Consider the following 24,953-nt stretch of genomic DNA (forward strand, 5'->3'; position numbering starts at 1 on the left):
ACTCCGAACTCGCCTGTCATTATTTCCGCCGCCTGATCAACCCTGCTGGGCCACCAGCGGTTCCGGTTCGCCGCCAAGCGCGACAATCAATTGTGCTGCACGTTGTTGCAGATCCACACCGATCTCTGCGTCCTGACGCATTGCTTGCAGACGTTCGATGGCCGAATCAACTTTTCCTTCCGAGACGTCGATCAGGGCCAGTTGTTCCTCGGCCAGCAACCGCAACGGAGCACCTGGCGCAGCCAAAGCTTCGAATTGCTGGCGACGATCAGCCACCGGCATGGATTCGGATTGCAGCAACAACGCCTTGAAGGATGCAATGGCGCGATAGATGTCCGGCAGGTCGCCCTGAACGGCAATGGCGTTCAGACTGTCCACCGCCTCTTGACGGGATCCGGCCTCAATCTGTGAAGAAGACAGCAGCATGTTCAGAACCGCATCCCCACCGGGCGTTGCCGCATCAACACCGGACAGCGCCGCGGCGCGTTCGGCCGAGTCGTTCTGTTCCAGCGCACCAAGGATCGCGTCCCCAAGGCTTTCAGCCTGACCGGTGGTCCGGGCTTTGCGGAATTCATTGAACGCGGCTCCGCCAACGATCAGAACCACCACCAGAACACCAATCCACCCCCAACGGCGAAGCAACAGGAACAGACGGTCACGGCGGACCTCTTCTGTCACCTCTTCAATAAAACTGTCGGTGTCGCTCATCCCCGCTCCCTGGGCTGTATTCTGCTATTTAGCGCCATGTCATACCCCGGTGCCTTGATTAAGCCAAGGGTTCGAATTCGTACATTTCCGCGGCGGCAAGCGACCCTTGCGCAAAAATTTGAACCGAACTATTCAGTTCAGTATGGAAAAGGGACATTCGTGCCCCCATTTTTAGGCATGCACGTCGTTGAAAAGTCGGCGAAGAATTTTGGGAGATATTCTGTATGCGTTTGATTTCATTCGTGAATGCGATTTTGGTGGTTGTCGCCCTGTTCTTTTTGGTCTTTGAACGAGACGCCCTTTTCGCCTTCGCGGGTCGCGGCGAAGGAGAGTCGGATACCGCCTCTGCTACAGAATCTGGTGGGAACGATCCCGTCGATCAGGCCGTTATGGGTGTAGTTGCCCTTAGGTCATCTGCACAGGAAATTGACAGCGCGGTGCTGCTGCGCGGTCAGACCAAGGCCAATCGTCAGGTTGAGGTTCTGGCCGAGACGACCTCGACCGTGATCTCGGAACCCAAGCGTAAAGGCACATTTGTCGAACCGGGCGACCTGCTGTGCGAGCTGGATCCAGGCACCCGCCCGGCAAGTCTGGCCGAAGCGATGGCAGGCAAGCTTGAGGCCAAAAGCCGTGTCCCCGAGGCCGAGGCCCGTCTGGAGGAAGCCCATGCGCTGGTTGCCGAAGCCGAGATCAACCTGAAAGCGGCCAACAAGCTGTCGGAGACGGGTTTCGGGTCGGAAACCCGCAGGATTTCAAGCGAAGCGGCGATGCGGTCCGCTGAGGCCGGCATCAAAACCGCCGAGGCAGGGCTTGAAGCCACCCGCGCCGGAATCGAAGCCGCATCGGCTGAAGTCGAAGCCGCGCAACGAGAGATCGAGCGTCAAACCATCGAAGCGCCCTTTAAGGGCCTGCTGGAAAGCGACACCGCCGAATTGGGCAGCCTGATGCAGCCGGGATCGCTATGTGCGACCGTGATTCAACTGGATCCCATCAAGCTGGTTGGGTTTGTGCCCGAGGCCGAAGTCAACCGGGTTGTCGTTGGTTCTGAGGCTTCGGCGCATCTGATCACAGGTCCGCAGGTTGCGGGTCTGGTGACCTTCCTCAGCCGGTCAGCAGATGAAACCACCCGCACCTTCGAAGTCGAAATCACCGTCCCGAACCCCGATCTGGCCATTCGTGACGGCCAAACCGCCGATATCCGCATCGCGGCCGAGGGCACAAAAGCACATATGCTACCGCAATCTGCCCTGACCCTGAACAACGAAGGTCAGGTTGGCGTCCGTACGGTTGGCGAAGGCGATGTCGTGGATTTTATGCCGATCCGCCTGCTACGCGACACAGCCGAAGGCGTCTGGGTCGACGGGTTGCCGGAAGAGGTCGACATCATCGTCGTCGGGCACGAGTTTGTCACCAAAGGCGTCAAAGTAGTGCCAACCTATAGGGAAGCTCAACAATGACCGGTATCGTCAGTTGGGCCGCTGGCCGGGCCCGAATGGTTATCGCCTTTGTGGTGATCTCACTGATTGTCGGCGGGTTCGCCTATGTTGGCCTTCCCAAAGAAGGTGAGCCGGATATTGAGATTCCGGCCCTGTTCGTTTCCGTCCAGTTCCCCGGCATCTCTGCCGAGGATTCGGAAAACCTTCTGGTCAAACCGATGGAAACCGAACTGGCGGATCTGGACGGCCTGAAAGAGATGACCTCGACCGCCGCAGAAGGGTATGCTGGCGTGGCGCTGGAGTTCGATTTCGGCTGGGACAAAACCGCGATCATGGCGGATGTACGCGACGCCATGAACAGTGCGCAGGCTGATTTCCCCGAAGGTGCCGAGCAATATTCGCTGACTGAGATCAACTTTTCTGAATTCCCAATCGTCATCGTGAATTTGACCGGCGCAGTGCCCGAACGCACAATGGCGCGCGTGGCCAAAGACTTGCAGGACGATCTGGAAGCGATGGATTCGGTGCTCGAAGCCGGTATCGCTGGTAACCGAGACGAGTTGCTTGAGGTCATCATCGACCCTCTGAGGCTGGAAGCCTACAACGTCACCGCAGGTGAGTTGATCACGGTCGTGCAGAACAACAACCAGTTGATTGCGGCTGGTGAGGTCGAAACTGAACAAGGCACCTTCTCGGTCAAGATACCATCGTCATTCAAAACCACGCAGGACGTCTATGGGTTGCCGGTCAAGGTCAACGGCGACCGTGTCGTGACGTTGGGAGAACTCGCCCAGATCAACTATACCTTTGAAGACCGCGAAGGCACTGCCCGCTTTAACGGCGAACCGACGGTTGCTCTGCAGGTGGTCAAACGCAAAGGCTATAACCTGATCGACACGGTCGATGAGGTCAAAACGACCATAGACGCGGCCAAAGCCAAATGGCCGCCCGAGATGCAGGCCGCAATCGAGCTTGGCACGTCAAATGACCAAAGTCGCATTGTCGGCTCGATGGTCAGACAGCTGGAAGGCTCGGTACTGACCGCTATTGCGCTGGTGATGATTGTGGTGCTGGCCTCATTGGGCACGCGTGCCGCGTTGCTGGTGGGTTTTGCAATCCCGACCTCGTTCCTGTTGTGCTTTGCGTTTCTTGCCGTCATGGGGGTCAGTATTTCCAACATCGTGATGTTCGGATTGATCCTGGCCGTCGGGATGTTGGTCGACGGCGCCATTGTGGTCGTCGAATATGCTGACAAGCGCATCAAGGATGGCGTCGGCCCGATGCACGCCTATGTCGAGGCCGCCCAGCGGATGTTCTGGCCCATCGTTTCGTCGACAGCCACCACGCTGTGCGCCTTCCTGCCCATGCTGTTCTGGCCCGGTGTTCCGGGTGAGTTCATGGGGATGCTGCCCGTCACACTGATCTTCGTGCTGTCCGCCTCGCTGATCGTGGCGCTGATCTATCTGCCCGTGATGGGCGGTGTATCCGGTCGCCTCAGCCGCGTGTTCGACCGGACCTCAACCTTGTTGCGCGGGCGTACCCCGTGGTGGGTGCGGGCGGTGATGGTACCCCCGTCTTTGTATTTGATTTTCCTGGGTGCCATGCAGATGCTGAACCCCGGATACCTGATGCCGGAAGGCGCATCCGGAGGCGTGGTATTCGGCGCCTTGCTGTTCCTGTTCGGGGCCTTTGCCGGGTCAGTCACACTGAGTGCTGCAAAAATCGAACGCGCGCCGGATCAGCACGTCCATTCTGCACGTGAACACACTGTTGTTGGCGTAGTAATCAGGTTTCTGGTCGGCAATCCGATCATGCCGGTTGTATCAATCGCCACTGTCTTTGGGCTTGTTTACTTCGTCGCGTTTGTTTGGTTTCCGCAGGAATCGCGCGGTGTCGAATTCTTTGTCGAAAGCGAGCCGGAACAGGCCACGGCCTATGTCCGTGCGCGCGGCAACCTATCGCTGACCGAAAAGGACGAAATGGTGCTGGCCGCCGAGCAGATCATCAGCGCGCACCCTGCGGTGATCAATGTCTTTTCCTTTGCCGGACAAGGCGGATTGGACCAAAACAATGGCGGCGCGCAAGCCCCGGCGGACACGGTTGGTCGGGTGCAGTTCGAGATCATCCCATGGGAGGATCGCCCGAATATCTCGGAACCGATCCTTGGCGGTTTGCTTGACCGTCAGACCATTGCGCCGGATTACGATGGTGACTTTGTGTTGGACCAGTTGAATGCGGAACTGGCGACGTTGCCCGGCATTGTGGTTGAGATCCTGCCCCTGGAACAGGGCCCGGCCTCTGCCAAACCCGTTCACCTTCGGATCAAAGGTGACAGTTGGGAGGAGTTGACAGCAGCCACCATAACCACGCGTGAGATGTTCGACACGACTCCGGGTTTGATTACGATCGAAGACACCCTGCCCCTGCCCGGCATCGACTGGCAGATCGACGTCGATGTGGCCAAGGCAGGCCGCTTTGGCGCGGATGTGGCCACCGTAGGCGCGATGGTACAGCTGGTCACACGCGGCCTATTGCTGGGTGAAATGCGGCCCGACAACGTGGATGAAGAGATCGAGATACGTGTGCGCCTTCCCGATCAGGATCGGGTTCTGTCCACCCTTGATACGCTCAAGGTACGCACGCTGGACGGGCTGGTGCCGTTGTCGAACTTCGTAACGCGCCAACCCGTGGCCAAGTTGGCCGAGATCAACAGGGTCGACCAACAGCGTTATTACGACGTTAAGGCTGATGTCGAACCTGGCCTCAGCAAAGTTGTGACTACCAACCCGGATGGGACGGAACAACGCCTTGCCGTCGTGCGTGCAGTCACCGAAGGGTACACCTCGACAGGCACGGTTCTAACAGGCCCCGGTGGTGCCGATTTCGAACTGGTACTGATGACCGGCGCCGACAATGTGGATGACTTGCGTACGGCGATGACGTCCGGCGACGCGCTGATCTCGCTTATCAATCCGAACGAACGGATTGCGGTTCTGACCGAATGGTTGAACACCACGCCATTCGGCAACACCATCAGCTGGGAATGGACCGGCGATCAAGAAGATCAAGCAGAATCTGGTGCGTTCCTTGTGAATGCGTTCATGGGCGCGCTGGGTTTGATGTTCGTCATCCTGCTGGCGCAGTTCAACTCGTTCTACAATTCGGTTCTGGTGTTGCTGGCCGTTGTGCTGTCGTCCACAGGCGTGCTGCTTGGGATGATATTGATGGAACAGCCCTTCTCGATCATCATGACCGGGACAGGGATTGTGGCGCTTGCGGGGATCGTGGTGAACAACAACATTGTTCTGATCGACACCTACCAGGAATATAGCCGCTATATGCCTCGGATCGAGGCGATTGTCCGCACGGCCGAGGCGCGCATTCGTCCGGTTTTGCTGACCACCCTGACCACAATGGCAGGTCTGACGCCGATGATGTTCGGGCTGTCTCTTGACTTTATCAACGGCGGGTATTCCATCGACAGCCCGACCGCGTTGTGGTGGAAACAACTGGCAACGGCCGTTGTCTTCGGGTTGGGTGTTGCAACGGTTCTGACACTGATCCTGACGCCCGCGTTCTTGGCCTTACGGGTGTGGGTGACAACCTATGCGGTGTGGCTGGGCAAGCTTGTGGCACGCGCCACAGGCGGGAAATCCAGCATTGCTGCGCAGGACATGGCGATTGGTAAGGCTGCGCGACAGGCCCAAACGACCGAGGTTGTCTGGAGCGACGACCCGACTTTTCAACCCGCCGAACCTGACCGTACCGCGACCGCGGATCAGCCGCCGGGGTCCCCGTTGAAAGCTGCGGAATGAATATTAAGCGGGGTCGGGCTTCACCGGCCCCGTTTTTCGTTAAAGGCGGGTCCAGGTCTGATGCGCGCACAGGTGATGTTCGCACCCTTTAACCTTGAGCGTATCGCCCTGCAGGGTCATTTGCGGCACCGCATCAACATTGATCAGCGGCACCCAGAACTCACCGCCTCCGTATGCGCCATCCCCCTGGCTGGACACATCCCAAAACAGCTTTTTGCCGATATTGGGGGTCTGAACCTCTTTACCCGAACTGTCATAAGCAGATTGAATCTGGCCACAGAAGCTCTTTCCACAGGCCGTGATCTTGATGTGAGAGGTCAGGTTCTTGCGATCCGGTTCCGTCTTCCAGACGCCGACGATGGGATCCGCCGCCGCCAGAGCAGGCATTAGCAGGGCAAAAGCCGCTGCGATCGCAAGGCCGTGTATGCGTTTTGACATGGCATCACCTTTCGCTTGTGTTCGTCAGAATAGCACGGGCTGACCGCAACGCCGCTCAGGCAGCTTGCGCATCCGATTGCTGGCGGCTCCACAGCTGGGCATAGCGGCCTTCACGCTGCAGCAACTCATCATGGGTGCCCTGTTCCAGAATTTCGCCCTGCTCCAGCACTACGATACGATCCGCTTCGGCAATGGTGCTGAGGCGGTGAGCGATGGTCAGAACGGTCCGACCCTCGCCCGCCCGCGCCAGCGCGTCCTTGATGTCCTGTTCGGTATCCGTGTCCAGCGCCGAGGTCGCCTCGTCCAGCAGCAGGATCGGCGGGTTCTTCAGTAAGGTACGTGCAATGCCGACGCGTTGTTTTTCTCCGCCTGACAGTTTCAACCCGCGCTCACCCACTGTGGTGTCATAACCTTCGGGTAGCGTGGCGATGAAGTCATGAATCTGCGCAGCCCTGGCGGCAACTTCGACATCCTCTTGCGTGGCCCCGTCGCGGCCATAGGCGATGTTGTACCGGATCGTGTCGTTGAACAGAACCGTGTCCTGCGGCACCACACCGATTGCCGCATGCAGGCTGGATTGCGTCACGTCCCGCACGTCTTGCCCATCGATCTTCAGTGCGCCAGCGGTTACATCATAAAACCGAAACAGCAGCCGTCCAATGGTGGATTTCCCTGACCCTGTGGCACCAACGATGGCCACCGTCTGTCCCGCCGGAACCGTCAAAGAAACACCTTTGAGGATTTCCCGATCTGCATCATAACCGAAATGGACGTTGTCCAGCGTCACCTCACCCCCGGTCACAGCCAGATCAGCGGCGTTGGACTTGTCGGTCACCTCGGCGGGTTGTTCCAGCAGATCAAACATCTGACCCATATCCACAAGCGACTGGCGAATTTCACGGTACACCGTACCCAGAAAGTTCAATGGCACGGTGATCTGGATCATGTAGGCGTTGACCATAACAAAATCGCCAACGGTCAACGTGCCGTTCTGCACCCCCACCGCCGCCAGAACCATTACACCGATCAGGCCGCAGGTGATCAGGAAAGACTGCCCGAAATTCAGGAAGGCCAGCGAATAGGCAGTCTTAAGCGCTGCTCCGGCATAGGCCTTCATCGACACATCATAGCGCGCAGCTTCGCGGGTTTCTGCGTTGAAATACTTGACCGTTTCAAAGTTCAGTAAGCTGTCTATCGCGCGCTGGTTGGCCTCGGTGTCCTGATCATTCATCTCGCGCCGCAGCTTCACCCGCCATTCGGTCACGGCAAAGGTGAACCAGATATACAGGGCGATGGTCACCGCCACGACGACCAGATACCAGACATCGAACAGCCACATCAGGATGATCGCGACCAACAACAGCTCAAGGATCAGCGGCCCGATGGAAAACAGCAAGAACCGCAACAGGAATTCTACACCTTTCACGCCGCGCTCGATAATGCGGCTCAGGCCACCGGTCCGGCGGGTCACGTGATAACGCATCGAAAGCTGATGGATATGCTGAAACGTCACCAACGCCAGAGCGCGCAGCGCGCGCTGACCGACCGGCGCAAAGGCCGCATCGCGCAATTGCTGAAAGCCCACGGTCATCATCCGCGCAACGCCATAGGCCACAGTCAACCCAACCGCGCCCAGCGCCAGGGGCGGCACACCCTCGCCGGCCAGACCGTCAACCGCGCCTTTGTACAGGATCGGCGTATAGACCGCGATCAGCTTGGCCACGACCAACATACACATGGCTAAAACTACACGACGCTTTACCCATGGCTCATCCTCGGGCCACAAGTACGGAGCGACTTTACGGATCGTACGCCAGCCGGAACTGCGCTCGTCGGTTTGGGGGATGTCGTCAGATTGCATCTGGGCTGTCCGTCTCATCACGTACCTAGTCTGCGGTCAGAGATAGCCCCCTGCCCCCGGAAGGGCCAGAGGCAAGGTTTATTCGGGGAACGTGAAAACCTGACCGGGATAGATCAGATCAGGATCGCGAATCGCATCCCGGTTGGCTTCGAACAGCTTCACGTAGAGGATACCGTCACCAAAACGCTCTCGCGAGATCGCCCAGAGGGTGTCGCCCTCCTGCACGGTAACCGAGCGGATAGGCGCCGCCTGAGGCTCCTCTCCGGTGGTCTGGGGCGCTTCAGCAGCACGCAGAACCTCGACAGGCTCGCGCTTGAACGGGGTCTCCAATCGGCTGACGACCGTGCCATCGGCTGCGACCTCATCCACACGCAAGTTATAGATACCGGGATCGATGCCCTGCAACTCACTGCGCCATTTGCCGTCATCGGTCGGGGTCAGGTCGTCGACAAGCTGGTTGTCCAGATACAACCGAACGACCGAGCCGTCCGGAACCCGGCCTGTCAGCTCAACGTCGCCGGTGCTGGAGTAACCGACCGTATCCAGCGCAACCTGTTCCGGTGCCTGCGATTGTACGGTTGGGGCCTGCACAAGTTCCACCCCGTCCTCACCAGAGCGCAATATGGCCACCTGTTGATCCTGTGGGTCCTCCGCCCTTTCCTCGGGTGCGGCCTCAGCCACTTGTTCGGTATCGTCCGCGGTCGCCTGTAGGGCCGTCTCAGCGCTCTCTGTCTGCGAAGGGTTGTTGGGGACAGGCGCGGCCTCTGCCGTATCAGTGGTCGAGACAGATTCATCTGCGGGCGCGGGTTCAGGCAATGCGGCGATCAGATAGTCGTCCGACTGCAATGGTTGATCACCGCTGGTCTCAAGAGTTAAGCCACGCGCATTCTCAGAGAACGGGATCGATACGAATTCGGCGAACTGACCGCTGGGGTCGACGGTGAAACTATGTACCTGCTCTCCGTCCAGCAACACTCGCACATCGGATCCTGGTTCGGCATTGCCGGACAGAACCACGTTGCCATCCGGTTCGACAAATATCTGATCCAGCGTGGGTGCGGCTGCCTGCGCCACGTCTTCTGGCGACGTGTCCTGCTGATTGGTTGGCGCTTCGGCTACTGCGACCTCTGGGGTATCGGACCCCGTTTCAGGCGCAGGTTCACTGGCCTCGACTGTGTTGGCCGGTGTTGTGGTCTCAGCACTATCCGATGCGGTTGGTGTGGCGGTATCCGCTTGCGGTGCGGCCTCTTGCGGATCACTTTCAAGGATGCCGGACAAGTACAACCCACCAGCTCCTGCGATAATCACAACACCCGCGATCACCCACCAGGTGGAGATGCCAGAGCTTTCGCTTCCCGACTCGGCGTTCATGTGCTTCCTTTCACTCCGCAGCGCAAGTGCTTTGGCTATAACACATTCTGCCTGACGGTTGAGCCAATCTATCAATCCCGCTATCAGGGGTCAAAAGCCCAGATACAAGCCCGGAGGAGCCCTATTGTGTCTCAGACATCGGTGTGTGTGTATTGCGGGTCACGCAATGGTGCAAATTCCGCATATTCCCAAGCTGCCCACAGATTTGGCCAGTTGCTGGCGCAAGAAGGCTGGCGCCTTGTTTACGGTGCCGGTGATGTGGGGCTGATGGGCGAGGTTGCGCGCGCCGCCCAAGCGGCCGGAGGCGACACGTTTGGCGTTATCCCGGTACATCTGTTGGAGCGCGAGGTCGGCAAGACAGACCTGACGCGTTTCGTGGTCACCGAGACGATGCACGAGCGTAAGAAGGTCATGATCATGAACGCGGATGCAGTAGTGGTCCTGCCGGGCGGCCCGGGATCACTGGATGAGCTGTTCGAAGCGCTGACATGGCGGCAACTTGGCCTGCATGACAAACCCATTCTGGTCATGAATGTGGACGGATATTGGGACCCGTTGCGCGAACTGGTGCAGCAGGTCATCGGTCACGGGTTTGCAGACACTTCGCTGGCGGACTTCATCACCTGGGTTGATGATCCTGAGACTGCAATGGCAGCCTTGCGTCAGGTCCTGAACTGAAAGGCAGCGGGTGCAGTAACCCACCCGCTGTCTGGTGATCTCTTAAACCGCTGGCTTAAGACGGCTTGTCAGTATCTGTTCTACCTTGTGAAGCGGATGGTTGGTCAGTGTTTTATCAACCTCGGCGACTACCTTGCTCAGCACTTCGCTGTGCAGCCGTCTGCGCAGCAACCCGAGCACATGAGGACTGGCGACCAGAACCAGCCGCTTATACGCGCCCTTCAGACCTTTGCGGTTCAGCAGATTGGCCAGGTCCTGCACGAACAGAGATTTCGCATGGGTTTTCCATTTGGCTTCTTCGACTGCCGATTTCTGGTTGGGCCCTGTATCCGGACGGCGGCCCGCCCGATCCGAGGGTTTGTTGCTAGGCACGTCGTTCTGCTCAACCGAAACGACCACCAGATTGGGGTCCTCTGCGTCGGTGATATTCTCCATCAACAACGCCTTTTCCCCGTCAGCTATGACAACCCATGTTCCCTGTGCAAGTGCGACCATCATGATCTCCTGTTATGGTTTGTATGACTTTCCCTCATCCATCAGGCACAGCTCACCCGAGACGCGCCGAGGTCATTCAGCGCGTTGCCTGACGGTTTTCTTAGTGGTTTGCGGCTCTCTCCCTCCGCCCATCTTAGCTATGCACTGCGGGGCGGGGTACAATAGGTCTCAATTCGAAAGTTGACGCATCGGCAGGATTTCTCCAGTGGTGATGGCACCGGGGCGCTTCAGCATTGTCGAAGGGCTTTTGCCTAAAGTCTGTTATGCGGGACAGAGCGGACTTAAATTCAGCGGCTGACGCGGTATCCTGTGTATGCCCAAATACATAGAAGAACGACTGCAGCAAATGCTGGATCGATGAATCCCAGGCTCATCTCGCCCGGCATCTTTCCCTGCAACCAATCTGATACAAAGTTGTCGTTGCGCAGAACAATCCCGATGATGGCAAATCCACCCAAAAACAGAGTTGCGGCACCTGCTTCACCAATTGCTTTGTGTTGGTCTTGAGTTAGCGATTTTGGCAGCAACCTACTAAAGGTGTTCAGTATTTTTTCAATTGCCCAAATAAAGAGCCAAATAAAAACGAAGAACAACAGGAAACCAAACCCAACATACAAGTTCTTGAATGCTATCAGGCTGGAAATCACTAACGGGATAACAAGCCAAAACTTGTACTTCTCGGCGAAACCATCAATCTTCTCATTCAATTGATCCGATTTCCTGTCCGACAATGCAATTTCCTCTCAGAACGAACTTACTAGAATTTGAGACATAGCAATCGTTTAGTCAAACTGTCACCTTGGGCTCGCAGCCGACTTTCACTGAAACAGGAGAGAAATACCGCTTTCAAAAGTCCGACTTCGCTATCCGATTGCTTTCATGTGATTTTTGAATAGTCAGTGATGCGACCCGAAAGGCAAGGAAAAGATGGAAAGAACTATAACCACTTCGACCAATGGAAACAGTTGGGAGATTGTTCCGACCAACGCGGTCGCCGGAGTTATCCTCGGAGTGTTGTTCATCTACCTGTTTTTTCGCCATTTCATGTTCGTACTCATGTTCATGGACCTAATTCTGGGTTGGCTGCGTAAGTTCAATTGGTTCCCCAAGGAAGGAAAGCGGTGGAAAACGTTCATCCATTGGGTAGTCGCGTTAGCGCTGCTTCTTGGTTTTTTGTTTGTCGCTGGCTCGGCAGGTTGGTTGGAGTTCATTCCTCAATAGCTGCCATTGGTGTATAGCGGAGCAACCATAGCTCAGGGCTCCAAGCAGTCATTCGATGTCGGTTGCTAACGCGAAGCCGATACCAGAAACAGCCACCCCAAACAGAAAAGGCCTGCCAGCGTCACCGCCAGCAGACCCTTGATGAACCCTCTTCGGGTCAATGGATTACATCCGCGATGCGACGTTTTCCCAGTTCACCAGATTGTCGAGGAAGTTCGACAGGTACGCCGGACGCTTGTTGCGGAAATCGATGTAGTACGAATGCTCCCACACGTCGCAACCCAGCAGCGCGGTCTGACCAAAGCACAGCGGGTTCACGCCGTTCTCGGTCTTGGTCACGGCCAGCGAGCCATCAGTGTTCTTGACCAGCCAAGCCCAGCCCGAGCCGAACTGACCGGCACCTGCAGCGCTGAACTGCGACTTGAATTCGTCAACCGAGCCAAAGCTCTCGGTCAGAGCTTTTTCCAACTCACCGGGCATGGCAGCGCCGCCGGGGCCCATCATTTCCCAGAACTGGTTGTGGTTCCACAACTGGCTGATGTTGTTGAAGATACCGTTTTGCGCGACAGCATTCGCATCATAAGTGCCGGTGATGATTTCTTCCAGCGACTTGCCGTCCCATTCGGTGCCGGCGATCAGCTTGTTGCCATTGTCGACATAGGCCTTGTGGTGCAGATCGTGGTGATATTCCAATGTTTCCGCGGACATGCCCTTGGCTGCCAGCGCGTCATGTGCATAAGGAAGATCAGGAAGTTCAAAAGCCATCTCGGCCCCCTGTTGAAAATGATTGTTGCGGTTCCACAGGTTAAATGCTGTGGCAAGGGCCGTAGGTCAAGGGCAGAGATCACAAAACCCGGAGGTCCGCGATGCTGACACAGGCGCGCAAGATGTTTTACCGCGCTCGCGGATACTATGCCGGGCACCTGAACGGCGAACCATTCCGCCTGGATCCCTATCATTCCAAGTTCTGGCGCAAAGCCTCCGCTGGCGTGTGGGAGCCGGAAACCTTTGCTGTGCTCGACCAGTTCCTGTCGCCGGATCGCGATTACCTTGATATTGGAGCATGGATCGGCCCAACGGTTCTGTACGGCGCCCGTAAGGCGCGTCACGTCTGGTGCTTTGAACCCGACCCCACCGCATTCCGCCATCTGGCGTGGAACCTGGACCTGAACGATATCCGCAACGTCTCGGCTTTTGGTGTGGCGCTGTCAGACCAATTCGGAGTGGCCCGCATGGCGTCGGTCCGCGGGGAGCCGGGCGATTCCACCAGCTCTCTGCTGCATGACGGCGTACACGGGACAGATGCGCTGACCATCGCGTGGGATCAGTTTGAGGCGGTGAATGACCTGTCTCGCGTGTCACTGGTCAAGATGGATATCGAGGGGGCTGAATATGCCGTGTTGCCGACACTCATTCCGTTTCTGAGAAAGCACCGTCCGGCATTGTACCTGTCCACCCATGCGCCGCTTATCAGTGAAAATGAGCGGTTAAACCGCATGACTGAGCTTGCTAGTCTTCTTTCCTTTTACCAGTCCTGCCAAACAAGTACTGGTGCCGACGAAGGAATGCATAGTCTTACGAAGACCCCGGCGATTGAAGGGTTTCAGACGTTTTTGCTGACCGGCTGAGTGACCCGAAAGGCCACCCAGCCAGCTTGCATCTTAAAACAAGGTTGGCGACGAGACAGGCTTGCATGCACCGACACCGCTTGGACGGTTTGTCACATTGGCCTGTGGGAAACTAGCGGACACCTTGAAGGCATTGGTTTGGGGGTCCAGAGTTGCCGTGTATGCAATTCTGTACCGGCGCGATGAATTGGCTCTCAGCCTAACACGCCAGGACATCTGGTATCGGCTTTTACGCGTCACTTTGAACTTTGCATCAGCAGGCTTTTCATCGGGGCGACCAGCAAGTTCATTCGAAGAACGGATAGCCCCGTCATAGACCCGAGCCTTCTTGCTTGCAGCATCCACACTCATGAACATTTTGGGTGGAATCCATCCTCGCGATTCCATGCTGTGAAGTTCGCACTCATAGTTCACGACGTCTGCCCGTACCGCCGTTGCACATAACCCTACGGCTATGGCTAAAGATATTAGTTTCAAAACTAGTCCTCTCAATCAGGAATTCGGGGTTGTGATAGGTTTACATGCGCCCTTTGCGAAACCGTCTCGCGGAGCATAGGCAATAGAAGTCGCTGACTTGGCGGTAGCTTTCAGTGTTGATCTATTCAACATCACCGAAAACTCTAGATCGAGCAGATCAATAGCGTCATACCGCGACTCATTTGTTGCATAAGTGCGTCCACTTGCGGAATACACATAGTTTTGGCCCACCCAAGCAATTGACAACACCTTAGGTGTGTCCCGCTTAATCCGAGCAGGTCCAACACCCGTGTCGATTTTCGGGATATCAACCCTATGCAAAAGAGCAGAACGGCCAAACTCATCCACTGAGAACACCACGCGTGTTGGTGTAGGGCGATTCACAAGGCCAGGTCCAAATTTACACTCGAAACTTTCTTTATAAGTTTCAGAAACGGCGATTTGAGGTGTAATTATCAGAGCGGCCAAACCTGCCGCCAGCACTTTTTTAATGGTCAAAACTCTACTCTTCTCCAGATTTATGACGGTTTCAGCACGTAACGGCTTTCCTTTGCCACGTACACGCTACGAGGAAGTAAAGCAGGAGAATTTCTGCCTATGCGCTCTTATGTCTCAATAAGAAGCTTACGTGCCTCGCACAAACACGACGCCGAGGAAAATGGGTCCGGGTTTTTCCTACTGTGGGCAACATGACACACACTGCAAACAGGCCGCCCGGCTATGCGGACGGCCTTCTAGTTGTCGGCAAACAGACTTAGGTCAGTAAACCCCAACCTCACTGCCCGGCTGGGCTGCGATTTTCAGCAGTTTGAACACGTAATCCGCAGCCGAACGGAAACAGACAACGCGCAAGGTTTCCCCATCATCCATCCAGAACGCCCCGGCAACCTGCGCCAGACGCGAGCGGCGGATTTGACCGGGCTGGAATGCCTCTGGCGACAGATCAACCGGGGCCAGTTTGCCCAGAACCTCGCGCGCGCTGGCGCCTGAGATCCGGAACACCGCCCGCGCGTCCGAGACGTTGACGGCCAACGCATGAGTCCCGCTAAGGGCATTGGCCATTGCCGCCAGTCTGGTCTCAACCTCTTGGTAAGGCACCAGCACCAGCAATTCGTCGGTCGACATCCAGACAACGCCGGTATCCCCGTTGACCAAAGCCTCACGCTGGACGGGGACTTTCTGCCCGGTGGCGTCCTTGACCGCCTTGGCCAGAACCTTGTCCGACAAATCTCCGCGCAGGGTGATCATCCCTTGCAGACCGATCTCTTCAACCTTGGCGATGCCGTCAAAGCTTACGTGGTTCAGTGCACTGATGGGTTCAGACATTCTGCTTCTCCCCGTCCTTGTCGAAAAAGACCGGGTCCACGATCTTTGCTTTGTAGGATTTGCCGTCGGTGCCTGGGAACTCGACAATCTCACCCATGCGGTCCAGACCGTGCTTGATCAGCCCCATAGCGATGCCCTTGCCCAGATTAGCCGAGTAATAGGTCGAGGTCACGCGCCCGATCATGTTGCGCTGACCGTTGGCGTTGACGCCCTCGCCCACTGCGTAAGCCCCGTCGGGAATGACAGAACCATCCACAGTCTCAAGCCCGACCAGTTTCCAGCGCTCGGGATCGGACATGTGACTGCGCGAATGGGCACGCTTGCCCAGATAGTCCTCTTTCTTTTTCGAAAGCGCCCAATGCAGCCCCAGATCTTGCGGGATCACGGTGCCGTCGGTCTCATCCCCGATCATGATAAAGCCCTTTTCCGCCCGCAAGATATGCAGACATTCTGTACCGTAGGGCATGACGCGGAACTCTTTTCCGGCCTCCATCAAAGCATCCCAGAACGCCTGACCCTGAGACGCAGGCACTGCGATCTCATAAGACAGCTCACCCGAGAACGAGATGCGGTAGGCGCGGCAGTCGAAACCGCCGATCTGACCGTCGCGCCATTCCATGAACGGCAGCGCGTCCTTGCTGACATCCAAGCCGCCCAGCTTCTCTAACACATTGCGGGCGTTGGGGCCGACCACGGCGACTTGCGCGTATTGCTCGGTCACGTTGGCGACATAGACTTTCCAGTCCCACCATTCCGTCTGCAGCCATTCTTCCATATGGGAATGGATGCGCTCTGCTCCACCCGTAGTTGTGTGGCACAGCCAAGTATCTTCGTCGATACGGGCAACAACGCCGTCGTCGATCAGAAAGCCGTTTTCCGAACACATCAGGCCATAGCGGCATTTGCCGACCTTCAGCGTGGACATCATGTTGGTGTACATCATGTCCAGGAACTTGCCTGCATCCGGACCCTTCACAATCAGTTTGCCCAGCGTTGAGGCGTCTAGAAGTCCGAGGTTTTCACGGGTGTTCTTGACCTCGCGATTGACCGCGTCATGCACCGATTCACCGGGGCGGACATAGGCGTATGTCCGGCGCCAATGACCGACCGGCTCCCAATCGGCACCGTTCCTGTCGTGCCAGTCATGCAACGGGGTTTGACGGATTGGCTGGAACACCTCACCACGCGCCTCACCGCCAATGGATGCCAGCGAGATCGGCGTGTAAGGCGGGCGGAAAGTGGTCGTACCCACCTTGGGAATCTCTGAATCCAACGCATCAGCAAGGATCGCTAAGCCATTTATATTACTTAATTTACCCTGGTCTGTTGCCATACCCAGCGTGGTATACCGCTTGGTATGTTCAACACTTTCATAGCCTTCACGCGCAGCCAACTGAACATCGGACACTTTGACGTCGTTCTGGAAGTCCAGCCAGGATTTCATCCGCAACTGAATTTCGGCATTGGCGGGCATAAGCCAGACAGCCGCCATCGGAGCCTCGGCCGTGGTCTCACCCACAGGTGCCTTGGTATTTTTTGGCTTGAAACCCGCAGCCTTGGCCGCAGCCTTGCCGGCTGCTTGCGCGTCGGTCAGCACATCGCCCAGCGCCAGAGGGCCGTTCGAGGCACCAGCCGCCACAACAAACCCTGCGCCGTCCGCGCCCAGCGGCGGGCGCGAGTGATCGGGACGGAAATGGGCCTGGGTTTCATCCCAGATCAGCTTGCCGCCACAATGGGACCACATATGCACAACCGGAGACCAGCCACCTGACATGGCAACCGCGTCGCACTCAACCTCTTCGCGAGCACCCCCGATGCCTTCCTGATTGCAGATAGCAACCTTCTTGACCCGCTTGCCCCCCTTAACCTTGGCGATGGCCTTGCCGGGATCAACACGGATACCAAGCTGGCGCGCCTCCTCGGCCAGGGGACCAGCCGTGTCGCGCGCGTCAACCACGCGCAAAACATCCACACCCGCCTGTTTCAGGGTGATGGCCGTGCGATAGGCGTCGTCATTGTTGGTGGCTACGATGACTCGCTCACCCGGGGTCACGCCCCAATTGACCACATAGTCGCGCATAGCCGAGGCCAGCATCACGCCCGGCACGTCATTGCCCGCAAAGGACAGCGGGCGTTCGATCGCGCCGGTGGCTGTCACGACCTGCTTGGCGCGGATGCGCCACAGGCGATGGCGCGGGCCATGTTTGCCCGGAGTGTGGTCGGTCAGACGCTCATATCCCAGCACATAGCCGTGGTCATAGACCCCCGCTCCCATGCAGCGCAATCGCATCGTAACATTGTCCATTGTTTCGAGTTCGGAAACCAATTGCTCCACGAACTTATCCACAGACCCGCCATTGATCGTGCCGCCATCAACCGGAGCGCGACCGCCCCAATGTGCAGTCTGCTCAACCAACATGACCTTGGCACCGGATTGCGCCGCCGCTTTTGCAGCCTGCAAACCAGCCACACCGCCGCCGATCACCAGAATATCGGTGAAGGTATAGAAGTGTTCATACGTGTCCGCATCGCGGTTGTCCTTGTCGGGCGCTTTGCCCAGACCGGCGGACTGTCGGATGAACGGCTCATAGACGTGTTTCCAGAACGGTTTCGGATGGATGAACGTCTTGTAATAAAAACCGGCCGGCAGGAACCGCGCAAACGCGGTGTTCACAGCACCAATGTCGAACTCCAGGTTTGGCCAGTGGTTCTGAGAAATTGAAGTCAGACCATTGAACAGCTCGGTCGTGGTGGCGCGCTGGTTCGGCTCAAACCGGTTACCCTGCCCCAGCCCGACCAGAGCGTTCGGCTCTTCCGCGCCGCTGGCGACGACACCGCGAGGGCGGTGATACTTGAACGACCGGCCCATCATCATCTGATCATTGGCCAGCAGGGCCGAGGCAAGCGTGTCACCTTCGTATCCCTGCATCGATGTGCCGTTGAACGAGAAAGTGACCTGTTTCGACCGGTCAATCAGCCGGCCCTGTTTTGCGAGACGGGTGCTCATGGTGCGGACCTTTCGCAGGCAGATTTACATGTGGCGGCGCGGATCATTCGAACTCTCTCCACGTCCAGCCGGGGCGCTTGGCAGAGATCGCCTCGCGGATTTCTTTGGGCGGCTCGGTGACCTGCGCGGAATAGGTTCCGAACACTTCCAGCGATTGGGTGCAGCGGGCCGCGTGAAACCATTTTCCGCAACCATTCACATGGCGCCAGCGTTCGAAATGCACGCCCCGTGGGTTTTCCCGCATGAACAGATAGTCGTGAAAATCACCATCTGACGATCCCGGTCCGAAACGCTTCAGATGCGCCTCGCCACCGGCGGCCAGTTCGGTTTCTTCGGCATCCACGCCACAGTAAGGGCAATTCAGGATCAGCATATGTTCATCCTTTTGGCGATTGATAGGTACGTCGGCCGCCATGTGTTCTTAGTTTTCAAAACCTCGTGCAGCACCATCAGTGCGCCACCCCGGCCGCGACGCTTTCGTCGATAAAGCGGCCCTCTTTGAAGCGGTCCAGCGAGAAGGCTTCGGTCAGCGGTGAATGGCCCGTGGCCATCAGTTGCGCCATGCCCCAGCCCGAGCCCGGGATGGCCTTGAATCCACCGGTGCCCCATCCGCAGTTGATGAAGCAGCCGCCCAATGGCGTTTTTGACAGGATGGGTGAGCGGTCACCGGTCATGTCCACAATCCCACCCCATTGGCGCAGCATTTTCAGGCGCGAGATCATCGGGAAGGTCTCGACCAGGGCGCGGACTGTTTCCTCAATGTGGTGGAACGAACCGCGCTGGGTGTAGTTGTTGAACCCGTCGGTGCCGCCGCCGATCACCATCTCACCCTTGTCGGATTGCGACATGTAGCCATGCACGGTGTTGGCCATCACAACCACGTCCATGCAGGGTTTGATCGGCTCGGACACCAGCGCCTGCAGCGAGATAGCCTCAAGCGGCAGACGGAAGCCCGCCATCTCGGCCAGCTGACCGGAATGGCCTGCGACCATGACGCCCAGCTTATCACAATCGATCGCGCCTTTGGTGGTATCCACGCCAACAACGCGGCCGTCCTGCGAACGAACGCCGGTCACTTCACACTGTTGGATGATGTCCATGCCCATGGCCGAACAGGCGCGGGCATAGCCCCAGGCCACTGCATCGTGGCGTGCAGTGCCGCCGCGTTCCTGCCACAGCGCCCCCAGTACGGGATACCGCGGTCCGTCGATGTTGATGATCGGCACCAATTGCTTGACGCGGTCGGGTCCGATCCATTCGGTCTGAACGCCCTGCAGCGCGTTGGCATGCGCTGTGCGCTGATAGCCGCGAATCTCATGCTGGGTCTGAGCAAGCATCATCACGCCGCGCGGGCTGAACATGACGTTGTAGTTCAGGTCCTGGCTGAGATCCTCATACAGCCCGCGCGCCTTTTCATAGATCGCAGCGGAGGGATCCTGCAGATAGTTCGAACGGATGATGGTGGTGTTCCGACCGGTGTTGCCACCGCCCAACCAGCCCTTTTCAATCACTGCGACATTCTGGATGCCGTAGTTCTTGCCAAGATAATACGCCGTCGCCAGACCATGACCGCCTGCACCGATGATGATGACGTCATAGCGTTTCTTTGGCTCGGGCGAACGCCAGGCGCGCTCCCACCCAGTGTGATAGCGCAGCGCCTCTCGCGCCACAGCAAAGGCTGAATAGTGTTTCATAGGCGAATCCATCCGGTTCGGTGATTGGGCGAAGATATGCCGCGTAACGACGTCATCCCCCTGCCGTGCAACGCCGTAATATCGCATTATTGCGACATAGCCCCCATTATTGCGACATGACGTCCGCTCGCGGCCATTTGTCCCTTTTTTCCCTGCGCCGAGAGGTCTAAGTCAGGACAGCCATATCGGAGAAGCCATGTCATTCTGGGCCCTGACCATTCTAGTCGCGTTGCTGATCGCGGTTTTCCTCGGCTATACCATGCTGCGCGGTCGCAAAACGCGAGAGCCTGCGGCGGCCTATGACCTGCGCGTGTACCGCGAACAGCTGGCGGGCGTGGACCGGGATTTTGCCCGGGGCGTCATTGGTGAAGCTGACGCGGAACGGGTTCGGACAGAAATCTCACGCCGTATTCTGGCGGCTGACACGCAGATGCAGTCTCAAACCGAAAAAGCTGGCCCGCCTCGCTGGGTCAGTTTCACCGCAATTGCATGTGTCACGATCATATTGGTGGGCGGTGCAGGCTGGATGTACCGTCAGATGGGCGCCGCAGGGCTGCCAGATCAGCCTTTGTCGTCGCGGAAGGAAATGGCCGAGACCTTGCGCGCGGAACGCCCCAGTCAGGCCGAAGCCGAGGCGGAAGCCCCGGCCGCCCCGTTGCCGCAGCTGGAAGAAGGCTACGCCACGCTGTTGGGTCAGCTGCGTGAAACAGTTGCCGCACGCCCCGATGACCTGCAAGGCCACATCCTGCTGGCACAGCATGAGGCGAATACAGGCAATTACCCTGCGGCCTACAAAGCACAACAACGCGTGATTGAGCTGACCGGCGAGACTGCGCCAGCTGATGCTTACTCGCATCTGGCCGAGATGATGATCTTGTCTGCGAACGGCTATGTCTCACCCGAGGCTGAAGAGGCCCTGAGACAAGTGTTGCGACGCGATCCACACCACGGACCGGCCCAGTATTACCTTGGGCAGATGATGGTTCAGGTTGGGCGCCCCGACATCGGCTATCGCATCTGGGTCGATGCCCTGCGCAACGCACCCGCTGGCGCACCTTGGGCGCAGGCCATCCGCGCGCAACTGGACGATCTGGCCTTTCGCGCCGGCGTCTTCAATGCGCCGAGCGCGGCGGCCATGGCGCCTGCCGGACCTAGCCAGACCGATATGGAAGCCGCAGCCGCCCTAACACCGGAAGAGCGCCAGGACATGATACTGGGCATGGTCAACCAACTGTCAGACCGTTTGGCCGCCGAAGGCGGCCCGCCCGAGGACTGGGCCCGTCTGATTTCCGCCTTGGGCGTATTGGGCGAAGGGCAACGCGCCATCGAAATAAAAAAAGAAGCCATGGAAGTGTTCGCGGGCAATGATGCCGCGCTAGAGATGATCGACGCCGCCGCCCTCCAGGCCGGGATCGCGCAATGATCTACGACGCATTCGAAGACTTCGCCGCCGCGCTGCCAACGACGACCGCATTGATGGGGTTGGACCTAGGAGAAAAGACCATCGGCGTGGCCGTCTCGGACCGGATGCGCGGTGTGGCAAGCCCGCTGGAAACCGTACGACGCAAGAAGTTCACCCTGGACGCCGCTCAATTGCTAAAGATCATAGCAGGTCGCGAGATCGGTGGCGTCGTTCTGGGCCTGCCCAAAAACATGGACGGCTCTGAAGGTCCCCGCTGCCAGTCAACCCGCGCCTTTGCTCGCAACCTGTCGCGTCTGACCGAGGTTCCAATCGGCTTCTGGGACGAACGCCTTAGCACGGTCGCGGCAGAAAAGGCGCTTCTCGAGGCGGATACGACACGAAAACGTCGCGGACAGGTTATAGACCATGTCGCAGCAGGCTATATTCTACAAGGGGCGCTGGACAGGTTGCGCTTTCTGTAATGAAACGGGGTAAACCGATGACGAATATGGTTTGGAAACGGAACGAGGTCGAAAGCCCTTGCGTCCAGATCTGTGTCGTTCACCCCACCGAACGCATTTGCACCGGATGCTATCGGTCGTTGGATGAGATTTCGCGCTGGTCCAAGATGGATGCCTCAGAACGCGCTGAGATCATGGAAGACCTGCCATCCCGAAAGCCTCGCCTGGCAAAAAGGCGCGGCGGTCGAGCCGCGCGTGTCAAGAATTCGTAAACATCTGCTCTGACAAGGGTTTTGGCTGAACCAGCGCCGCTGTGGGTCGGTCTGAACTCCGAGGGGGGATCAAGTTCGAAGACATGGGTGAGTGAGTGGCAACCCACAGCGGCGCGTTTAAGCTACTTCGTTCTTCTGATGTGGTTGAGCAGAAGAACAGACTTTTTCTTAATATTTTTTTGACCAGTCAATCAAGAAAAAACTACATCAATTTTTGTGACCCCACGTCAGCGACGGCACACACGGTTTTCACGTCGCTGATCCACCAGCTACCCTGCTGCCAACCACGTTTTTGCGTTCTCGATTTCCTCGGACGGAAAAAACTCAGTCCGGGTGCCAAGAACGTGGCTGGCGACCTTCTGAGCCATGTGTTGCCATGCCTTGTCCCCAACGATTGCCGCACGATCCAACGATCCGATATGCCCACGCGCCAGTCGGAAATGCGCGGCCAGCGCCGTCAGGCCCTGCCAGCCGTCAAATTCACGCAGATCGATCAACAAACGGAACCCGTCCTTGCCCGCCAGCACTGCATCCAGATCAAGGGATGCCTGCTTGTATTCTTCGGGGTCCAGCTTTCCCATCAGGCTGATCTGAATGCACGGACCACCCAAATCAGTCACATGAATGGCCCCCAGGGATTCGCGCATCCAACGACGCGCAGCCTCCAGATCGGTCAGTTCGAAAACCTGAACGGGGCAAGGCAGGATCGGAGCCGCCAAACGGATACTGGTCTGCACCCAACCCTGATCCGCCGCCACAGCAATTCGGTCGAACCCACGCCAATGGCTGAGACCCAGTTTCGTATCCGCCCAAGCCGCCCCCAGATCGTATCCTTTGAATTCTGGCTGAACGACGGCCAACAGGCGCACGGTGTCATGTTCGGCCAATGCGGCCTCAATCGCGGGGACCAGAGTTTGGCTGTAATCAGTGCTGGTGACCTCACCGGATAGCTCGACCTCGATCAGGGCACCGTCGGAATTTGTGTGGATCGTTATCATTGGGAAAATCCTCCAAACCTTAACAATGGCAGGAAGTTACGGGGATTCGATCCATTCGGCCACTCCCCCCGCGCATTCCGGGCGAAAATAAGCAATCATACGTCCGTCAGGCCCGGCCGTGGCCGTGTCACCCCATGGGGCGACCCCGTGCAAACAGTGTCGGTGCAACAGATAGGCCTCGCCCGGTTTTGCGGGCAACTCGATCCGCTTGCAGCTCTCGAACACCTCGCGGCGCGCGGATTGGTAGATTTCGGTGACGTCAACCTGATGCAGGCTGTCCCGAGGCTGCCCGTCCAGAGCGCGCACAAAGGCCGCGCGCAGGATCTTGTGGCTGCCCTCCCACAGAACCATGGGTGCGGCTTCGGTGCTGGCATCGGTGAGGGGAATGCCCAGAATCCAGGCGTGCGGCTCGTCCACCCTGCGCCTGCGATCCGGTCCAGTTGGTCGCAACCCGTCTACATGGGCCGCATCCCGGTTTCGCCGATATTGCGCCGCGTTTTCGTTTTCACCCTGCCGCGGGCGGGGATAGGCGGGGTAAATAACCGAGACTTGACCTTTGTGCAGCGGCAACGCTCCGTAGTGCTGGTAAATGAACGCCATGGCCTGCCCGGTCAGAGCGTCAGAACGCCCGACCCTGCCCTGCGGGTCGTTATCCAGCGCGTCCACACCAATGAACCAAGTACCCTCGCAATCCAGCCATTGGGCAAAGGCCGGACTCGTGACCGCCGACCGGGCCGCAGGCAGCGCATGTTCAACCCAACCCGCGAGGATCGGATCATAGGGAAATTTGATCCAGCCTTTCTGCCAAAACGCGGTCAAAAGCCCAGCGCCTTGCGCAGCATGTTCAGGGCAACCAGCGTCAGAAACACAGCGAAGACCCGTTTGAGCGGTTTGGAATCCATGGAATGGGCCAGTTTTACCCCCCAAGGGGCGGTGATCATGGTCATGGCCACGACGATGCAAAACGCAACCAAATTGACCGCTCCGATGGTCAGCGGCGGGCGATGCTCAGGTGCGATATCCAAAAACAGAAAACCCAGAACCGAGGGCACAGCAATGATCACCCCAAAGCCCGCAGCGGTTGCAACGGCCCGGTGAATGGGGGTGTTAAACAGGCTCATCAACGGCACGCCAAAGCTGCCGCCGCCGATCCCCATCAGTACGGACAGGAATCCCACAGAGGGTGACAGCGCCGCACGGCGCAAGCCCTTGGGCATGGTATCGCCCAGCCGCCACTCGGATTTTCCCAACCCAAGATAGGCACCGATGACCATGCCCAGAACGCCGAACAGGGCCTGCAATGTTTCGGTCCGTAAGGCCGAGGCGGCTAGAACGCCAATGATCGCCCCGATGGCGATCCCCGGCCCCCAACCGCGCAGGATGTCCCAATCCACCGCGCCTTTTTTGTTATGGGCCAATACCGATCGCAGGGACGTCACGATGATGGTTGCCAGAGAAGTGGCCAGGCACAGCTGCATCAGCTGCGGACCGCCATACCCAAGCGTCTGAAACGCATAGAAAAACGCAGGGACCAGAACGATACCTCCGCCGACCCCCAAAAGGCCAGCCAGCACGCCGGCCAGCGCGCCGATCACAAGCAAAAGGCCCAGCATCTGGGCCAGCAACAACGTTTCGGGCATCATTCCCCCATATCGGCCTGTGGCC

24 protein-coding genes are annotated in these 24,953 nt (G+C 57.9%); 8 read left to right on the forward strand and 16 right to left on the reverse strand.

Annotated elements, in window-relative coordinates; genetic code table 11:
• Window positions 1-36: 36 nt before the first annotated feature.
• Window positions 37-708 carry a tetratricopeptide repeat protein gene (locus tag RUM8411_RS01865; RefSeq protein ID WP_085820919.1) on the reverse strand — a complete coding sequence of 224 codons (672 nt, stop codon included), beginning with the start codon at window positions 706-708 and terminating at the stop codon, window positions 37-39.
• Window positions 709-932: 224 nt separating this feature from the next.
• On the opposite strand from RUM8411_RS01865, the gene RUM8411_RS01870 reads away from it, so the two are divergent.
• Together RUM8411_RS01870 and RUM8411_RS01875 are read left to right on the forward strand one after the other, a co-directional pair.
• On the forward strand, window positions 933-2,165 hold the full coding sequence (locus tag RUM8411_RS01870; RefSeq protein ID WP_085820920.1) for an efflux RND transporter periplasmic adaptor subunit: 1,233 nt from the start codon (window positions 933-935) through the stop codon (window positions 2,163-2,165).
• On the forward strand, window positions 2,162-5,959 hold the full coding sequence (locus tag RUM8411_RS01875) for an efflux RND transporter permease subunit (protein ID WP_085820921.1): 3,798 nt from the start codon (window positions 2,162-2,164) through the stop codon (window positions 5,957-5,959). The genes RUM8411_RS01870 and RUM8411_RS01875 overlap by 4 nt, the downstream gene beginning before the upstream one ends.
• Window positions 5,960-5,998: 39 nt before the next feature.
• On the opposite strand, the gene RUM8411_RS01880 is transcribed toward RUM8411_RS01875, so the two are convergent.
• From RUM8411_RS01880 to RUM8411_RS01890, 3 genes are all read right to left on the reverse strand, one after another.
• Entirely contained in the window at window positions 5,999-6,397 is a 399-nt protein-coding gene (locus tag RUM8411_RS01880) for a DUF2147 domain-containing protein (RefSeq protein WP_085820922.1), read from the reverse strand.
• A 55-nt stretch (window positions 6,398-6,452) separates the two neighbouring features.
• Entirely contained in the window at window positions 6,453-8,258 is a 1,806-nt protein-coding gene (locus RUM8411_RS01885; protein WP_143534803.1) for an ABCB family ABC transporter ATP-binding protein/permease, read from the reverse strand.
• A gap of 78 nt (window positions 8,259-8,336) precedes the next feature.
• Complete coding sequence (locus RUM8411_RS01890) at window positions 8,337-9,629, reverse strand: LysM peptidoglycan-binding domain-containing protein (protein WP_085820924.1); 1,293 nt, start codon at window positions 9,627-9,629, stop codon at window positions 8,337-8,339.
• Window positions 9,630-9,755: 126 nt separating this feature from the next.
• Between RUM8411_RS01890 and RUM8411_RS01895 the strand changes: the two genes are divergently transcribed.
• Window positions 9,756-10,307 (forward strand): LOG family protein, encoded by a 552-nt coding sequence (locus RUM8411_RS01895; protein ID WP_085820925.1) that lies wholly within the window; start codon window positions 9,756-9,758, stop codon window positions 10,305-10,307.
• Window positions 10,308-10,349: 42 nt separating this feature from the next.
• Here RUM8411_RS01895 and RUM8411_RS01900 read toward each other — a convergent pair whose 3' ends face one another.
• Window positions 10,350-10,802, reverse strand: a complete 453-nt coding sequence (locus tag RUM8411_RS01900) for a host attachment family protein (protein ID WP_085821091.1) — start codon at window positions 10,800-10,802, stop codon at window positions 10,350-10,352.
• Window positions 10,803-11,089: 287 nt separating this feature from the next.
• Window positions 11,090-11,533, reverse strand: a complete 444-nt coding sequence (locus RUM8411_RS01905) for a hypothetical protein (RefSeq protein ID WP_085820926.1) — start codon at window positions 11,531-11,533, stop codon at window positions 11,090-11,092.
• 196 nt (window positions 11,534-11,729) lie between these two features.
• Between RUM8411_RS01905 and RUM8411_RS01910 the strand changes: the two genes are divergently transcribed.
• Entirely contained in the window at window positions 11,730-12,023 is a 294-nt protein-coding gene (locus tag RUM8411_RS01910) for a hypothetical protein (protein WP_085820927.1), read from the forward strand.
• A 65-nt stretch (window positions 12,024-12,088) separates the two neighbouring features.
• Here the strand turns inward: RUM8411_RS01910 and RUM8411_RS23205 are convergent, their stop codons facing one another.
• Both RUM8411_RS23205 and RUM8411_RS01920 read right to left on the reverse strand, forming a co-directional pair.
• Window positions 12,089-12,184: a twin-arginine translocation signal domain-containing protein gene (locus RUM8411_RS23205; RefSeq protein WP_085820928.1), complete on the reverse strand. Its 96-nt coding sequence runs from the start codon at window positions 12,182-12,184 to the stop codon at window positions 12,089-12,091.
• A gap of 4 nt (window positions 12,185-12,188) precedes the next feature.
• On the reverse strand, window positions 12,189-12,788 hold the full coding sequence (locus RUM8411_RS01920; protein WP_085820929.1) for a superoxide dismutase: 600 nt from the start codon (window positions 12,786-12,788) through the stop codon (window positions 12,189-12,191).
• Window positions 12,789-12,889: 101 nt separating this feature from the next.
• Between RUM8411_RS01920 and RUM8411_RS01925 the strand changes: the two genes are divergently transcribed.
• Complete coding sequence (locus RUM8411_RS01925; RefSeq protein WP_085820930.1) at window positions 12,890-13,651, forward strand: FkbM family methyltransferase; 762 nt, start codon at window positions 12,890-12,892, stop codon at window positions 13,649-13,651.
• A 492-nt stretch (window positions 13,652-14,143) separates the two neighbouring features.
• Here RUM8411_RS01925 and RUM8411_RS22420 read toward each other — a convergent pair whose 3' ends face one another.
• From RUM8411_RS22420 to RUM8411_RS01945, 5 genes are all read right to left on the reverse strand, one after another.
• Window positions 14,144-14,626 carry a hypothetical protein gene (locus tag RUM8411_RS22420; protein ID WP_143534804.1) on the reverse strand — a complete coding sequence of 161 codons (483 nt, stop codon included), beginning with the start codon at window positions 14,624-14,626 and terminating at the stop codon, window positions 14,144-14,146.
• A gap of 261 nt (window positions 14,627-14,887) precedes the next feature.
• On the reverse strand, window positions 14,888-15,454 hold the full coding sequence (locus RUM8411_RS01930; protein WP_085820931.1) for a sarcosine oxidase subunit gamma: 567 nt from the start codon (window positions 15,452-15,454) through the stop codon (window positions 14,888-14,890).
• Window positions 15,447-18,461 carry a sarcosine oxidase subunit alpha family protein gene (locus RUM8411_RS01935; protein ID WP_085820932.1) on the reverse strand — a complete coding sequence of 1,005 codons (3,015 nt, stop codon included), beginning with the start codon at window positions 18,459-18,461 and terminating at the stop codon, window positions 15,447-15,449. The genes RUM8411_RS01930 and RUM8411_RS01935 overlap by 8 nt, the downstream gene beginning before the upstream one ends.
• A 43-nt stretch (window positions 18,462-18,504) precedes the next feature.
• The gene (locus RUM8411_RS01940; RefSeq protein ID WP_085821092.1) at window positions 18,505-18,834 is read right to left on the reverse strand and encodes a sarcosine oxidase subunit delta; all 330 of its coding nucleotides are present in this window, start codon (window positions 18,832-18,834) and stop codon (window positions 18,505-18,507) included.
• A gap of 76 nt (window positions 18,835-18,910) precedes the next feature.
• Window positions 18,911-20,155 (reverse strand): sarcosine oxidase subunit beta family protein, encoded by a 1,245-nt coding sequence (locus RUM8411_RS01945; RefSeq protein WP_085821093.1) that lies wholly within the window; start codon window positions 20,153-20,155, stop codon window positions 18,911-18,913.
• A gap of 196 nt (window positions 20,156-20,351) precedes the next feature.
• Here RUM8411_RS01945 and ccmI point away from each other — a divergent pair, with 196 nt between their 5' ends.
• From ccmI to RUM8411_RS01960, 3 genes are read left to right on the forward strand one after another with little or no spacing between them, the layout of a single operon-like run.
• The gene (gene ccmI / locus RUM8411_RS01950; RefSeq protein ID WP_085820933.1) at window positions 20,352-21,578 is read left to right on the forward strand and encodes a c-type cytochrome biogenesis protein CcmI; all 1,227 of its coding nucleotides are present in this window, start codon (window positions 20,352-20,354) and stop codon (window positions 21,576-21,578) included.
• Entirely contained in the window at window positions 21,575-22,039 is a 465-nt protein-coding gene (gene ruvX, locus RUM8411_RS01955) for a Holliday junction resolvase RuvX (RefSeq protein WP_085820934.1), read from the forward strand. Before ccmI ends, ruvX begins: the two co-directional genes overlap by 4 nt.
• 17 nt (window positions 22,040-22,056) lie before the next feature.
• Window positions 22,057-22,290 carry a DUF1289 domain-containing protein gene (locus RUM8411_RS01960; protein WP_085821094.1) on the forward strand — a complete coding sequence of 78 codons (234 nt, stop codon included), beginning with the start codon at window positions 22,057-22,059 and terminating at the stop codon, window positions 22,288-22,290.
• Between the two features lie 269 nt (window positions 22,291-22,559).
• On the opposite strand, the gene RUM8411_RS01965 is transcribed toward RUM8411_RS01960, so the two are convergent.
• The 3 genes from RUM8411_RS01965 to RUM8411_RS01975 are packed head-to-tail and all read right to left on the reverse strand — an operon-like array spanning window position 22,560 to window position 24,928.
• Window positions 22,560-23,288, reverse strand: coding sequence for a SpoIIAA family protein (locus RUM8411_RS01965; protein WP_085820935.1), 729 nt, complete (start codon window positions 23,286-23,288; stop codon window positions 22,560-22,562).
• Between the two features lie 36 nt (window positions 23,289-23,324).
• Complete coding sequence (locus RUM8411_RS01970) at window positions 23,325-24,107, reverse strand: hypothetical protein (protein ID WP_085820936.1); 783 nt, start codon at window positions 24,105-24,107, stop codon at window positions 23,325-23,327.
• A complete protein-coding gene (locus tag RUM8411_RS01975; protein ID WP_085821095.1) occupies window positions 24,104-24,928 on the reverse strand; it encodes a sulfite exporter TauE/SafE family protein in 825 nt (274 codons plus the stop codon). The genes RUM8411_RS01970 and RUM8411_RS01975 overlap by 4 nt, the downstream gene beginning before the upstream one ends.
• Between the last annotated feature and the right edge of the window lie 25 nt (window positions 24,929-24,953).

The organism is Ruegeria meonggei (genome assembly GCF_900172215.1).
GTDB lineage: Bacteria > Pseudomonadota > Alphaproteobacteria > Rhodobacterales > Rhodobacteraceae > Ruegeria > Ruegeria meonggei.